Raw genomic sequence first — 12,145 nt, 5'->3', positions numbered from 1 at the left:
TCGGCGGCGCGTCCGCCTAAGCCTTGAAAAACTGCAGGAAGGGCCTCGGCATCGCCGGGGCCTTTTCTTTTTGGGCGAAAGTCGATTCGAGACGGAGCCATGTCCGTCCGCGCCCCGGGCCCACTGCCCCCGTCCCGCTCCCTGCCGTGACACGGCCGCTGACGGCCACGCACCTGAATGCGGCGAACCCGCGGAATAGCGTGACCGGCGCGCGTCGCGGAGCGTGCGCGAGCGATGAACCGAATCAAATCAGCGACGAATCGAGTCGGTAATCGGGCATTTACTCTCTTGCATCCCTGCGCCGAAGTGGCACTATAGGTGGTGGGTGATCCGTCGGGGGGGCCCAAGAAATTGTATCTGGCTGCAAATGGCGGATTTCCGTCGCTCTTCGTGCAGAGGGGCGGGAAAAGAACGTGGTGCGCCAAATATGTGCCACCCGACGCGCCGAAAGATGCTAGGCTGGGGCTTCGCCCCGAGTCGAACAAGACAAGAACGAAGGCGCCGTCGCGCGCCATGCAAACGGGGTGAAGCAGGATGGATTTTCGCGAGACCGAACGGGTGGAGATGAACGACGTGGCGACGGTGGAACTGACGAGAAACGATGCGCCCGGTGCGGCCGAATCGAAGACTGATTCGCCGGTCGTCGAACAGGGCGATTCGGGCGAACCGAAAGTGCACGCGCGCCGATTCGAGGTCACGACCGATTCCAGCCGCGACGCGCTGCTCACCGATTTCGGCAAGGAGACGCTGCAGGACCGCTATCTGCTGCCCGGCGAATCCTATCAGGACCTGTTCGCGCGAGTCGCCTGCGCCTATGCCGACGATGCCGACCACGCCCAGCGCCTCTACGACTATATCTCGCGCCTCTGGTTCATGCCTGCGACCCCGGTGCTCTCAAACGGCGGCACCGGCCGCGGCCTGCCCATCTCCTGCTATCTGAACTCGGTCGACGACAGCCTCGAGGGGATCGTCGGTACCTGGAACGAGAATGTCTGGCTGGCCAGCCGCGGCGGCGGCATCGGCACCTATTGGGGCAATGTCCGCGGCATCGGCGAACCCGTCGGCCTCAACGGCAAGACCAGCGGCATCATCCCCTTCGTGCGCGTGATGGACTCGCTGACCCTCGCGATCAGCCAGGGAAGCCTGCGCCGCGGTTCGGCCGCCTGCTACCTCGACATTTCGCATCCCGAGATCGAGGAGTTCCTCGAGGTGCGCAAGCCGTCGGGCGACTTCAACCGCAAGGCGCTCAACCTCCACCACGGCGTCCTCCTGACCGACGAGTTCATGGAAGCGGTGCGCGACGGCGCCGAATTCAACCTGCGCAGCCCCAAGGACCAGAGCGTCCGCGGCACCGTCGACGCGCGCGGGCTGTTCCAGAAGCTGGTCGAGACGCGGCTCGCGACCGGCGAGCCCTACATCATCTTCATCGACCAGGTGAACCGCATGATGCCCAAGCATCACCGCGACCTGGGGCTGAAGGTCTCGACCTCGAACCTCTGTTCGGAGATCACGCTGCCGACGGGCCGCGACCATCTGGGCAACGACCGCACCGCGGTCTGCTGCCTCTCGTCGCTCAACCTCGAAACCTGGGACGAGTGGAGCGGCGACAAGCCGTTCATCGAGGACGTGATGCGTTTCCTCGACAATGTCCTCAGCGACTATATCGACCGCGCGCCCGACGAAATGGCGCGCGCCAAATACAGCGCAAGCCGCGAACGCTCGGTCGGGCTCGGCGTCATGGGCTTCCACAGCTTCCTCCAGGCGCGCGGCCTGCCCTTCGAGGGCGCGATGGCGAAATCGTGGAACCTGCGCATCTTCAAGCATATCCGTGCGCAGGTCGACCAGGCGTCGATGCTGCTCGCCAAGGAGCGCGGCCCCTGCCCCGACGCCGCGGACCAGGGCGTGATGGAGCGTTTCAGCTGCAAGATGGCGATCGCACCGACCGCGTCGATCAGCATCATCTGCGGCGGCACCAGCGCATGCATCGAGCCGATCCCGGCGAACATCTACACCCACAAGACGCTGTCGGGCAGCTTCGTGGTCAAGAACCCGCACCTCGAATCGCTGCTCGTCGACAAGGCGAAGAACAGCGATGCGGTGTGGAATTCGATCCTCGAAAAGGGCGGCAGCGTTCAGCACCTCGACTTCCTGACGCAGGACGAGAAGGACGCGTTCAAGACGAGCTTCGAGATCGACCAGCGCTGGCTGCTCGAACTCGCCGCCGACCGCACGCCCTATATCGACCAGGCGGCGTCGCTGAACCTGTTCATCCCGGCGGACGTCGAGAAGTGGGACCTGCTGATGCTCCACTATCGCGCGTGGGAACTCGGTATCAAGTCGCTCTATTATCTGCGGTCCAAGTCGGTGCAGCGCGCGGGCTTCGCGGGCGGTGTCGAGGCCGATAACACGGCCGAAGCGCCCAAATACGAACTCACGGCCGAAAGCACCGATTACGACGAATGCCTGGCGTGCCAGTGATGCGCGCACGCGCATCCCTGTCCCACGGCGAGCGCCGCCACGCATCCTCCGCAGCCCTCGCGCGTTATTCCAACGCGAGGCGGGCCGAAGCGGAGCATGGCGATGAGCGACATCATCCACTACCCGATCCTGACGGCGCTGTTCACGCTGGTCAGCTTCGTCGCGATGATCTGGCTCATCATCAACGCGCGCGGCGTGGCGCGCCTGTTTGCCAGGCGTACCAACGATCTGGAACCCGGTCCGGCGCCGCGCGGCGTGACGGCGTCGGCGCGCGCGGTGTGGATCGCGATCATCCTGTTCGTTCTCGGCGGATTCGGCGCCTTCCTGATGCTGTTCCTGAGCGGGGAGCGTCAGGAGATCGACGCGATCGACAGTCGCGCGACGCTCGGCGCGCCCTATATCCCGCCCGCCGGCTGACGTCGGCACGAGCACCGGGGGCAGGGGCACCGGGCCCGCGCACCCCCTTCTATCACGCCGGACGCCCGCCGGGCCGTCCGGCGTCTGTCCCTGTCCGCCCTGCTGCTGCCATTGCCTGACGAAAGAAACGAACCATGCCTCTTCTCGAAGCCCGCAAGACCTACAAGCCCTTCGAATATCCCTGGGCCTATGATTTCTGGAAGCGCCAGCAGCAGATTCACTGGGTGCCCGAAGAAGTGCCGCTGGGCGAGGATTGCCGCGATTGGGCGCAGAAGATCAGCGACCACGAACGCAATCTGCTGACCCAGATCTTCCGCTTCTTCACCCAGGCCGACATCGAGGTGCAGGACTGCTACCACGAAAAATACGGCCGCGTGTTCAAGCCGACCGAGATCAAGATGATGCTGACCGCGTTCAGCAACATGGAAACGGTCCACATCGCGGCCTATTCGCACCTGCTCGACACGGTCGGCATGCCCGAAAGCGAATATGGCATGTTCCTCGAATATGAGGAGATGCGCGCCAAGCACGACTATATGGGCACCTTCGGCGTCGACAATGACGAGGACATCGCGCGTACGCTTGCGATGTTCGGCGGCTTCACCGAAGGGCTTCAGCTCTTCGCCAGCTTCGCGATGCTGATGAACTTCCCGCGCTTCAACAAGATGAAGGGAATGGGTCAGATCATCAGCTGGTCGATCCGCGACGAGAGCCTGCATTGCGAAGGCATCACGCGCCTGTTCCACGCCTTCGCCAAGGAACGCGACTGCCTGACCAAGGCGGTGAAGGAGGACATCATCGACTGCTGCCAGAAGACGGTGCGGCTCGAGGATGCGTTCATCGACCTTGCGTTCGAGCAGGGTCCAGTCCCCGGCATGACGCCCAAGGAGATCAAGCGCTATATCCGCTACATCGCCGACTGGCGCCTGGGGCAGCTCGGTTTCCAGCCGATCTACATGATCGAGGAGCATCCCCTCCCCTGGCTCGCGCCGCTGCTCAACGGCGTCGAGCACGCCAACTTCTTCGAAACCCGCGCCACCGAATATTCGAAGGCGGCGACGCGCGGCGACTGGAACAGCGTGTGGGACAGCTTCGACAACCGCAAGAAGGCGAAGGCGAACGACGACGCGCCGGTCGACGAAGCCGAAGGCGACGGCGAGGACATGTTCGCCAAGGCGGGCATCGCGGCGGAATAACCCTTCCTTACCCCCTCCTGCTCGCGGGAGGGGCAGCGAGACTTATTTATGGGCTCCGTCCCATCAATCACGGCGGGGCGGGCATCCGATGTCCGCCCCGGACGCTTAGGAACGAGAAGTCAGAGACGACAGAATGACCGAAAAGAAGAAACTCAAACTCCTGATCCTCAGCCAGCCCCAGCGCGCGACGCTCGAGGGTCTCTCCAACCGCCGCCCCCAACTCGCCGCCGACCCCATCCGCGACGAACTCGTCGCACTGGGCCTCGTCGCGCAGCAGGGCGCCAGATGGGCGCTGACCCCGACGGGCAAGAAGGTGCTGGCGGCAAACTCCAACCGGCGGAACAAGGGCGGATTTTCGGTTTAAGGCGGCTATTCCGGTCGCTCCGGGTTCCCCCGGACGATCCTGCAACGGGGAATCGCCCCCGAATGCCGCGGCATCAATGCACCGACACCGAACCGCCGGGGCTCCGCATGCGGCCCACCGCGAACATCACGCCGCCGCGCACCGCATCGGGCGAGTCTTCGAGCAGGTAGAGCTTGACCAGTTCGCGCGTCACCTCGCTGTCATCGTCGACGACCAGCCGCAACGACGCGATGCCGAGGTCGTTGCGTTCGATCACCACGTCGCGGATCAGCGCGAGCGGCCACGCGGCGTCGGTGCCACGATAGAGCTGCGCGCCGTCGTGGACGATCCAGGCATCGCGGCGCCGCCACGCGCGGAAGAAGCCGACGAAGCCGAAGATCGCCGCCGCAAGGGCCGCGGTCACCACCAGATTGCCGAACAGCAGGTTCATCGCGACCTCCGTCACGTTCGCGCCGCGTGCCTGCCGCGCGATCAGGCCGGCCGCCGCCAGCGCGCACAGCAATTGCCCCGCCAGCAGCGGCTTCGCCCTCAATCGGCCGATCACGATCATCCTCGAACCCCGGTGCGTCATCGCCCGGTCCATAGCATCGCCGCCGCACCGCGCCAGCCCGCGCGCAACCGTCGCGGCGCCACGCTGATCCGCTCTCCCACCAAGACGGATTGCGGGCGAGACCGCTTTGCCCGACTCGGCGGGCGCATGGTAGGCTGGTCCGGAAAAGGAGAAATGCCATGCAGGTCGTGACCGAAGGCGATCGCCGCAAGGAGGTCCGCGCGCTCCTCTATCAGATTCAGGCGCATCCCGAGCGCGACTGGACCGCGGCGCGGCGGCGCATCGCCACGCTGAACCGGCTGATCGCGCCGCGGCCCGCGTCCCGCCACTGACGCCTCGCGCCGAAGTCGGAAGCCCGCTGCAAGAGCGAATCGGAAAGCCGATGGTCTGCGACGACCATTCCGCTACCGCCGGCCGCGTTCGTCGCAACCTCGCGGCGTCTCGGCGCTTTTCGCCATCCTTCCAGATTCAGCATAAGCGTGTGTAAGAAATAGGTAATTTCTAACGGCAGCATCTGATCAGACAGTCGGCGCGACTTGGCGCCATGCAACAGCGCCGCCGATCCTTCGTTTTACCCGCATCCGTCCCTTCGCGGACTCCCATACCCGATGGAGAATGATGATGCGCAAGACGATGATGATATTCGCCGCGGGCACCGCGCTGCTTGCGGTTCCCGCATTCGCCCAGCTCGACGTCGGCGGCGCCGTTGGCGGCACGCTCGGCGCGCAGGTCGATCCGGGCGCGACGGTCGGCAATACGGTCGATCGGGTGACGCAGCCGGTCGGCGACACGGTCGACCGCGTCGACGGCACGGTGAACAGAACCGCCGATACGACCAAGCTGACCCTCGCGACGCGCGAGGAGGTACGCGCCGGCGTTCAGGTCACCGACACCAAGGGCAAGAGCATCGGCACGGTGCAAAGCATCGATGGCGACAATGCGGTGGTGGTCGACGGCGGCAAGCTTTACAACGTGCCGCTTTCCTCGCTCTACCGGCAGGCTGACGGCGCGGCGGGTACGCTGGTGACCAAGCTGCCGAAGGCCGGCCTCGAGGCGCGCGGCAGCGCCGAGGGCGAGACGAACGCCGACGCAACGACGCGCTGAAGTCAGTCAAAAAGCTCCGGCCGCCGCGATCCGCGTGGCGACCGGGCGAGTATCGAACGGAGCCGGTCCGCGTGTCCGGCTCCGTTTTTCGATGCGCAACCGATTGCCCGCGCGGGAAGGGGCTAACCTCGGCTTTCGCCAAAAAGGAAATGGCCCGCCCCGGGGCGTCGGGACGGGCCAGTTTCGGTGCCGGGGTGCCGGATTGCTCCCCCGGCCCTCTGGTTATCCGATCATTCCTCGAACAGGTCGACCGCGTTCGCGGCGTTCGCCGACAGGCGAACCGTGTCGCCATCGACCGAAGCGACGAGACCCGCCGGCAGATAATGATGTCGGCCGTCGCCGCTGTCGGCGCGGGTCAGCTTGATCCGCTCGCCGTCGAGATGATCGACAGTGCCGATATGGACGCCGTCGGCGCCGATGACATGCATATGTTCCTTGATCGCGCTATGGTCGTGATCGGCCATGGTCTGTCTCCTTGCCGCGCCGCCGTCCGTTCCGCGGCGACGATGGAGGTGATACGCGCAAGGCCCGCTTCGGCTCCGCGCGCTCCGACGAACCGCCCGAAAGCTGCGGTCGCGCAGCGTCTCGCGACAGGATGGGGTCTGTCAGGGCGCGCCGCGCGGTTCGTCGTCTTCGATGCCGCCCGGCCCCAGTTCGGCCTCTTCGTCATCGTCGCTGCGCTCGCCGCGATAGGCGTCCATGTCGATCCGGCCCGATCGCTCCATCTGGCGCATATGGTCGATCAGGTCCTCGGCATCGTCGCGTTCGTCGCGCGCCTTCGTCTTCCGGCTGTCTTCGAGCGGGCGAGCGCGGCGCGCGGCCTCGGCGACGGTCTGGGCCTGCGCCTCCTCGTCCTGCTGTTCGCGGTTCCGCGCCTCGGGCGCTTCATTCTTGTCGTTGCGGGGTTCGTCGACCATGACCGGCTCCATCGCTGGGGGATGACCGGGAAACGCCCGAGGCGCCGCGGCCGTTCCGTCAGGCAGCGGCCGTCAGCAGCTTGTTCTCGATGATACGGACGAAAACCTCGGGATCCTGCGCGCCGGGAATCAGCATACGGCCGCAGAGGATGAAGGCCGGCACGCCGGTGATATTGTTATCGGTCCAATACGCCTCTTCGGCGCGAACCTCCTCGGCATAGGCATCGCCCGCGAGGATCGTGGCGGCGCGCGCCGGGTCGAGGCCCGCCGATGCCGCGACATCGGCCAGCACCTGCGGATCGCCGACGTCGCGATTGTCGGTGAAATGGGCGCGGAAAAGCGCTAGCTTCAGCGCAGTCTGGACCCCGGTCGCCGTCCCCGCCGGTTCGGCCGCTTCGCATCCAGCCGCCCAGGCGAGCAGCCGGTGGGCGTCGAAGCTGTTGCGCATGCGGAACGCGGGCCCGCGATTGAAGACGAAGCCCAGTTCGGCGGCCGCGGCGGCGAGCCTTTCGCTGTTCGTGCGGCTCTGTTCGGCGCTGATCCCATATTTGCGCATCACGTGGCTCGCCGCGTCCTCGCCCTCGGGCGGCATGTCGGGGTTGAGCTCGAACGGGTGCCAGCGGACGCGAAAGGCCAGCCGCCCCCCGAAATGCGCCATCGCCTGCTCGAAACGGAGCCAGCCGATGATGCACCAGGGGCACATCACGTCGGATACGATATCGACGTCGAGGCGCGGGATTGCCGTATCGGTCACGATTGTCCTCCTGCGCACCGCCGTGCGTGTTGACCGGATTCAGGAAGGCGAACGGCGATCCTTGCCCGAACGGCGATCGTCACCGCTGCGTCGCTCCGGCCCTTTGTAATTCGGGTCGTCCGCTACCCTCCGGTCGCCCGAGCGCCGATCCGCCCGGTCCCTCTTGTCCTGATCTCGCGACATGGTCTTCCTTTCCCGCACGAAAAGGGAAAAGCTGCTGCGACCCGCGAAACATTATTCACATTATCGGCGAAAAGACAATCGGCGGAGTATTGAAGGCCCGGATCAGCCGCCCTGCGAGACGGCGCCGTCAGCCAGGCCTGGACGCGACAGGGTCCACCAGGCCCCGATCATCAGAGCGGTGGACAGCGCCTCGATGATCATCGCCTGGACGATGCCGCCATTGACCACATCGCCGCTCGCGGCGCCGATCAGGCGGCCGAGAAGCGCGGTGCCATAGAGCGCCGCGGGGACCAGCAGCGCGCGAAGCCAGCCGGGCACGAGCGCCCCGACCGCCGCCCCGCCTGCCGCGACCAGGAAAAAGGCCGACATGTCGGCGCGCACCGTGTTCGCGGCGGCGCCATCGACACCGATGCCGAACTGTTCGACATAGGTGGCGGGATCGAGCACACCCCGCACGCCCAATATGGCGAACAGCAGCGCCCAGAGCAGGACGGCACCGCGCAATACCCAGTTGATCATCGCTCTTCTCCCTTGCTGGCCGCAGGCTGCGGCATCGCCGGGAAAAGTGCAATCCCATCCTTGCGCGCCGCGAGGGGCGCGCCGCGCCTCGGATCAGGCGGCGTCGGCCGCGAAGCTTTGCTCGATCCACCCGCCGCCGAGCACCCGGCTCGCATCATCGGCGTCATAGAGCACCGCCGCCTGCCCCGGCGCGACGCCATATTCGGGCGCCGCGAACAACAGCCGGTCGCCCACCATGCGCGCCGGCACCGGCTTCGCCATGCTGCGGACCTTCGCCAGCACATCGCGCCCTTCGATATCGGCGAGCCAGTTCGTCTCGCCGAGCCGCGCGCCCGATACCGCGAGCGCCCGCCGCGGGCCGACGACGACGCGCTTCGTCTCCGCCTCCAGCCGCACGACATAAAGCGGCTCGGCCTGCCCGCCGACGTCGATCCCGCGGCGCTGGCCGACTGTGTAGTGGATCAGGCCCTTGTGCGCGCCGAGCAGGGTGCCGTCGACATGGACGATCTCTCCCCGATCGTCGGCTTCGGGCCGCAGCTTGCGCACGAGCCCCGCATAGTCGCCGTCGGGGACGAAACAGATGTCCTGGCTGTCGGGCTTGGCCGCGACGCCGAGGCCGAGCTCGCGCGCGATCTCGCGCACCGCGCTCTTTTCGAGCCCGCCGAGCGGGAAGCGCAGGAAATCGAGCTGCTCCTGCGTCGTCGCGAAGAGGAAATAGCTCTGGTCGCGCGCCGGATCGAGGGCGCGGTGCAATTCCGCGCCCATGGGGCCCATCACGCGGCGCACATAATGGCCGGTCGCCAGACAATCGGCGCCCAGATCGCGCGCGAGCTGGAACAGGTCGGTGAACTTGACCCCCATGTTGCAGCGCACGCAGGGGATCGGGGTGCGCCCGGCGAGATATTCGTCGGCGAACTGGTCGATCACGGTGTCGCGAAAGCGGCTTTCATGGTCGTGGACATGATGCGCGAAACCCAGCCGGTCGGCGACGGCGCGCGCGTCGCGGATGTCCTGACCCGCGCAGCAGGCACCGACGCGCTTCGCCTTCGCGCCATGCTCGTAAAGCTGGAGCGTCACCCCGATCACCTCGGCGCCCGAGCGCGCGGCGAGCGCCGCGACCACGCTCGAATCGACGCCGCCCGACATGGCGACGACGATTCGCCGGGCCTTCAGCGGTTCGGCGAGCTGGAAATCGCCGAGTCGGTCGGGGGTAAGCAGCGCTGCCATGATGGCCGCCATCTAGGGACGATAGCGGCGAGATGCCAGTATTTCCGGGACGTCTGTCAAAATATTGACGGAGATTAAGCTTCGCTAACAAGCTCTGAAATGAGCATTTACGCGGCCTTAGGCGGTTGCCGCTAGACGGGTGGCATGAACCTTGTGCCGTCCGATCTTCCGCCCTTCGCCGGTGCGGCCCGCCTGTCGAAGCCCGGCTTCGACATATTGCTGGCGGTGTCGAGCGCGCGGCAGGCGGCGTTGCCGACGGTGCGGATGATGCGCGAGCGCACACACGGCGAAGCGCATGCGGTGCGGGTGGGCGCCGTCCGCGACCTGTTGGGGGGCAGGCGCGGCGACATGCAGGACGCGGCGGCACGGCCCGCGCGCTTCTTCGACCTGTCGCCCGAAACGCAGGATTTGACCGAAACCGTGAACGGTCCGTTTACCAGAGGGTTTCAGCCGATGTTGAGCCCCGCCTTTCTAGACCGGCGAATGTCGGTTGAACCGATCCCCCCCGTTGCAGACATTATGGAATGAGCATGATCGAGAATCAGAAAATCCGCCCGGCCCAGGTCATCGGCCCCCTCGGGGAACCGCTGACGCTGGACACGCTGCCGCCGCCGAACACCACGCGCTGGGTCGTCCGACGCAAGGCAGAGGTCGTCGCCGCGGTCAATGGCGGGCTGCTGACGGTCGACGAAGCGTGCGAGCGCTATAGCCTGAGCCTCGAGGAATTCGCCAGCTGGCAGCGCTCGATCGACCGCAGCGGCATGGCCGGCCTGCGCGTCACGCGCATCCAGCACTACCGCGACCTCTACGAGCGCCAGCAACGCTTCTGACTGCGGGCATCGCTGGACGAAAGGGGGCGCCTTCGGGCGCCTTCTTTTTGTCCGGAGTGCCGCAATAGCGGTGGTGGGATCGAGAAAGAATCGCCTTGCTTCCGATATTTGACGATTTTCCTGCAACCGATGCGTTCATCCCGCGTTAAGCCCCCGAGTCAAACTTGGAGAGAACTCGATATGCGCAAGATTGTGATCACCCTCGCCGCCGCGTCGGCCCTCGCGCTGGGCGCTTGCCAGAGCCCGCAGGCCGACAAGGTCGAGGATCAGGCCGAAGCCCAGGCGGACGCCATCGACGCCCAGGCCGACGCCATGCCCGAAGGCCCCGCCAAGGAAGCCACCGAGGACAAGGCCGACGCGGTTGAAGCAGCCGGCGAAGCCAAGGCCGACGCGATCGACAACGGAACCGTCGCGCCCCCCCCGGCGACCGTGCCGCCCGTCGACGAGAAGAAATAAGGCGAACGGCTCGCCCAAGGCAAAGCAAGGGCGCCGGAGGTCAATCCTCCGGCGCCCTTTGTCATGAGCGTGACCGCAGCAAAGACCGCCCCCGGCCGAAACCGCTCAGTCTTCGTCCTTGTAGATCGCAACCTTGCGCTCGCCGGTGCTGGTCGCCTTGCCGCGATACATGCCCGGCGTATTGAACGACCAGGCGGCGGTGCCGCCGGGTCCGGTGACGATCACGCCGCCGGTGCCGCCCAGCGCCTCCAGTTCGGCCATGACCGCGTCGGCCGCCTGCTTGGGCGCTTCGCCCTTCATCCGGATGCGCGCGCAGATTTCGTGCGCCGCGCCGACGCGGATGAAATATTCCCCCGCGCCGGTCGCCGACACCGCGCAGGCGCGATCGTCGGCATAGGTGCCGGCGCCGATCACCGGCGCATCGCCGATGCGGCCCCAGCGCTTGCCGGTGAGGCCGCCGGTGGAGGTCGCCGCGGCGACATGCCCCTCGACGTCGACGGCGACGGCGCCCACGGTGCCATATTTGCGATCGACGTCATAGGAACCGAGCTGCTTCGCCTTCATCCGTTCGAGCTGCCGGCGGCGTTCGGGCGTCGCGAACCATTCCGGATCGACCTGCTGAAGGCCCTGCTCGACCGCGAAGCCGTCGGCTCCCGCACCGCTCAGGAAGACATGCGGGCTCTTTTCCATCACCGCGCGCGCCAGGCTGACCGGATGGCGCGTCCGCGTCACGCCCGTCACCGCGCCCGCCGCCCGGGTGCGGCCATCCATGATCGCGGCGTCGAGTTCGTTGCGCCCCTCCCAGGTGAAGACCGCGCCGCGGCCCGCGTTGAAATGCGGATCGTCCTCGAGCACTTTGATCGCCGCCTCGACCGCATCGAGCGAACTGCCCTTGGCCGCGAGCACCGCACTCCCCGCATCGATCGCGCGGCCGAGCGCAGCGCGAATCTCCTTGTCCTGTTCGGGCGTCAGGCGATCGCGTTCGATCGTGCCGGCACCGCCGTGGATCACGATGGTCCAGCCCGGCGGGGCCGAGACCTGCGATGGCGACTGAGCCCCGGCGGCCGGCGCGGCGACGAGGGAAAGAGCGCCGAAGAGAGACAGAAAACGCATGCGGGACTCCCCTGTTGCGGTGGACGATCTTCGGACC

Annotated in this window: 16 protein-coding genes; 9 read left to right on the top strand and 7 right to left on the bottom strand. The window is 66.5% G+C overall.

Features of this window, described 5'->3' with window-relative positions:
• Nucleotides 1-534 precede the first annotated feature (534 nt).
• The 4 genes from SGR02S_RS04580 to SGR02S_RS04565 all read left to right on the top strand — a co-directional run bounded on the left by SGR02S_RS04580 (nucleotide 535) and on the right by SGR02S_RS04565 (nucleotide 4,455).
• Nucleotides 535-2,478: a ribonucleoside-diphosphate reductase subunit alpha gene (locus SGR02S_RS04580; protein WP_067106124.1), complete on the top strand. Its 1,944-nt coding sequence runs from the start codon at nucleotides 535-537 to the stop codon at nucleotides 2,476-2,478.
• A 102-nt stretch (nucleotides 2,479-2,580) separates the two neighbouring features.
• On the top strand, nucleotides 2,581-2,895 hold the full coding sequence (locus SGR02S_RS04575; RefSeq protein ID WP_156482974.1) for a hypothetical protein: 315 nt from the start codon (nucleotides 2,581-2,583) through the stop codon (nucleotides 2,893-2,895).
• A gap of 134 nt (nucleotides 2,896-3,029) precedes the next feature.
• On the top strand, nucleotides 3,030-4,091 hold the full coding sequence (locus tag SGR02S_RS04570; RefSeq protein WP_067106120.1) for a ribonucleotide-diphosphate reductase subunit beta: 1,062 nt from the start codon (nucleotides 3,030-3,032) through the stop codon (nucleotides 4,089-4,091).
• A 133-nt stretch (nucleotides 4,092-4,224) separates the two neighbouring features.
• Nucleotides 4,225-4,455, top strand: coding sequence for a hypothetical protein (locus SGR02S_RS04565; RefSeq protein WP_067106118.1), 231 nt, complete (start codon nucleotides 4,225-4,227; stop codon nucleotides 4,453-4,455).
• 73 nt (nucleotides 4,456-4,528) lie between these two features.
• Here SGR02S_RS04565 and SGR02S_RS04560 read toward each other — a convergent pair whose 3' ends face one another.
• Complete coding sequence (locus SGR02S_RS04560) at nucleotides 4,529-5,026, bottom strand: hypothetical protein (protein ID WP_255211385.1); 498 nt, start codon at nucleotides 5,024-5,026, stop codon at nucleotides 4,529-4,531.
• 158 nt (nucleotides 5,027-5,184) lie between these two features.
• Here SGR02S_RS04560 and SGR02S_RS20210 point away from each other — a divergent pair, with 158 nt between their 5' ends.
• Both SGR02S_RS20210 and SGR02S_RS04555 read left to right on the top strand, forming a co-directional pair.
• Nucleotides 5,185-5,337 carry a hypothetical protein gene (locus tag SGR02S_RS20210; RefSeq protein ID WP_169799637.1) on the top strand — a complete coding sequence of 51 codons (153 nt, stop codon included), beginning with the start codon at nucleotides 5,185-5,187 and terminating at the stop codon, nucleotides 5,335-5,337.
• Between the two features lie 289 nt (nucleotides 5,338-5,626).
• Nucleotides 5,627-6,109 (top strand): hypothetical protein, encoded by a 483-nt coding sequence (locus SGR02S_RS04555; protein WP_156482973.1) that lies wholly within the window; start codon nucleotides 5,627-5,629, stop codon nucleotides 6,107-6,109.
• A gap of 230 nt (nucleotides 6,110-6,339) precedes the next feature.
• Here SGR02S_RS04555 and SGR02S_RS04550 read toward each other — a convergent pair whose 3' ends face one another.
• The 5 genes from SGR02S_RS04550 to mnmA all read right to left on the bottom strand — a co-directional run bounded on the left by SGR02S_RS04550 (nucleotide 6,340) and on the right by mnmA (nucleotide 9,709).
• Nucleotides 6,340-6,573 carry a DUF2171 domain-containing protein gene (locus SGR02S_RS04550; RefSeq protein ID WP_067106114.1) on the bottom strand — a complete coding sequence of 78 codons (234 nt, stop codon included), beginning with the start codon at nucleotides 6,571-6,573 and terminating at the stop codon, nucleotides 6,340-6,342.
• A gap of 141 nt (nucleotides 6,574-6,714) precedes the next feature.
• Nucleotides 6,715-7,026 (bottom strand): hypothetical protein, encoded by a 312-nt coding sequence (locus SGR02S_RS04545; RefSeq protein ID WP_067106112.1) that lies wholly within the window; start codon nucleotides 7,024-7,026, stop codon nucleotides 6,715-6,717.
• 58 nt (nucleotides 7,027-7,084) lie between these two features.
• Nucleotides 7,085-7,780 carry a DsbA family oxidoreductase gene (locus SGR02S_RS04540; protein WP_255211384.1) on the bottom strand — a complete coding sequence of 232 codons (696 nt, stop codon included), beginning with the start codon at nucleotides 7,778-7,780 and terminating at the stop codon, nucleotides 7,085-7,087.
• A 285-nt stretch (nucleotides 7,781-8,065) separates the two neighbouring features.
• The gene (locus tag SGR02S_RS04535) at nucleotides 8,066-8,482 is read right to left on the bottom strand and encodes a hypothetical protein (RefSeq protein ID WP_067106109.1); all 417 of its coding nucleotides are present in this window, start codon (nucleotides 8,480-8,482) and stop codon (nucleotides 8,066-8,068) included.
• A 93-nt stretch (nucleotides 8,483-8,575) separates the two neighbouring features.
• Nucleotides 8,576-9,709, bottom strand: coding sequence for a tRNA 2-thiouridine(34) synthase MnmA (mnmA, locus tag SGR02S_RS04530; protein WP_067106182.1), 1,134 nt, complete (start codon nucleotides 9,707-9,709; stop codon nucleotides 8,576-8,578).
• A gap of 144 nt (nucleotides 9,710-9,853) precedes the next feature.
• On the opposite strand from mnmA, the gene SGR02S_RS04525 reads away from it, so the two are divergent.
• The 3 genes from SGR02S_RS04525 to SGR02S_RS04515 all read left to right on the top strand — a co-directional run bounded on the left by SGR02S_RS04525 (nucleotide 9,854) and on the right by SGR02S_RS04515 (nucleotide 10,995).
• The gene (locus tag SGR02S_RS04525; protein ID WP_067106108.1) at nucleotides 9,854-10,237 is read left to right on the top strand and encodes a hypothetical protein; all 384 of its coding nucleotides are present in this window, start codon (nucleotides 9,854-9,856) and stop codon (nucleotides 10,235-10,237) included.
• A 2-nt stretch (nucleotides 10,238-10,239) separates the two neighbouring features.
• Nucleotides 10,240-10,539: a CtrA inhibitor SciP gene (sciP, locus tag SGR02S_RS04520; protein ID WP_067106105.1), complete on the top strand. Its 300-nt coding sequence runs from the start codon at nucleotides 10,240-10,242 to the stop codon at nucleotides 10,537-10,539.
• A gap of 108 nt (nucleotides 10,540-10,647) precedes the next feature.
• Nucleotides 10,648-10,995, top strand: coding sequence for a hypothetical protein (locus SGR02S_RS04515; protein WP_369691225.1), 348 nt, complete (start codon nucleotides 10,648-10,650; stop codon nucleotides 10,993-10,995).
• A 105-nt stretch (nucleotides 10,996-11,100) separates the two neighbouring features.
• Here the strand turns inward: SGR02S_RS04515 and SGR02S_RS04510 are convergent, their stop codons facing one another.
• Nucleotides 11,101-12,108: an isoaspartyl peptidase/L-asparaginase family protein gene (locus tag SGR02S_RS04510; RefSeq protein WP_082796957.1), complete on the bottom strand. Its 1,008-nt coding sequence runs from the start codon at nucleotides 12,106-12,108 to the stop codon at nucleotides 11,101-11,103.
• Nucleotides 12,109-12,145 lie beyond the last annotated feature (37 nt).

Origin of the sequence: Sphingopyxis granuli NBRC 100800 (assembly GCF_001591045.1) — a bacterium.
GTDB classification, from domain to species: domain Bacteria; phylum Pseudomonadota; class Alphaproteobacteria; order Sphingomonadales; family Sphingomonadaceae; genus Sphingopyxis; species Sphingopyxis granuli.
This window is presented reverse-complemented; position numbering and strand designations above follow the sequence as displayed.

Bases quoted from the DNA above. Each gene is read 5' to 3' on its own strand.
- SGR02S_RS04525 (WP_067106108.1), top strand. From the start codon at position 9,854: ATGAACCTTGTGCCGTCCGATCTTCCGCCCTTCGCCGGTGCGGCCCGC.
- SGR02S_RS04580 (WP_067106124.1), top strand. From the start codon at position 535: ATGGATTTTCGCGAGACCGAACGGGTGGAGATGAACGACGTGGCGACG.
- SGR02S_RS20210 (WP_169799637.1), top strand. From the start codon at position 5,185: ATGCAGGTCGTGACCGAAGGCGATCGCCGCAAGGAGGTCCGCGCGCTC.
- SGR02S_RS04535 (WP_067106109.1), bottom strand. From the start codon at position 8,482: ATGATCAACTGGGTATTGCGCGGTGCCGTCCTGCTCTGGGCGCTGCTG.
- sciP (WP_067106105.1), top strand. From the start codon at position 10,240: ATGATCGAGAATCAGAAAATCCGCCCGGCCCAGGTCATCGGCCCCCTC.
- SGR02S_RS04510 (WP_082796957.1), bottom strand. From the start codon at position 12,108: ATGCGTTTTCTGTCTCTCTTCGGCGCTCTTTCCCTCGTCGCCGCGCCG.
- SGR02S_RS04560 (WP_255211385.1), bottom strand. From the start codon at position 5,026: ATGACGCACCGGGGTTCGAGGATGATCGTGATCGGCCGATTGAGGGCG.
- SGR02S_RS04555 (WP_156482973.1), top strand. From the start codon at position 5,627: ATGCGCAAGACGATGATGATATTCGCCGCGGGCACCGCGCTGCTTGCG.
- SGR02S_RS04575 (WP_156482974.1), top strand. From the start codon at position 2,581: ATGAGCGACATCATCCACTACCCGATCCTGACGGCGCTGTTCACGCTG.
- SGR02S_RS04545 (WP_067106112.1), bottom strand. From the start codon at position 7,026: ATGGTCGACGAACCCCGCAACGACAAGAATGAAGCGCCCGAGGCGCGG.
- mnmA (WP_067106182.1), bottom strand. From the start codon at position 9,709: ATGGCAGCGCTGCTTACCCCCGACCGACTCGGCGATTTCCAGCTCGCC.
- SGR02S_RS04570 (WP_067106120.1), top strand. From the start codon at position 3,030: ATGCCTCTTCTCGAAGCCCGCAAGACCTACAAGCCCTTCGAATATCCC.
- SGR02S_RS04565 (WP_067106118.1), top strand. From the start codon at position 4,225: ATGACCGAAAAGAAGAAACTCAAACTCCTGATCCTCAGCCAGCCCCAG.
- SGR02S_RS04550 (WP_067106114.1), bottom strand. From the start codon at position 6,573: ATGGCCGATCACGACCATAGCGCGATCAAGGAACATATGCATGTCATC.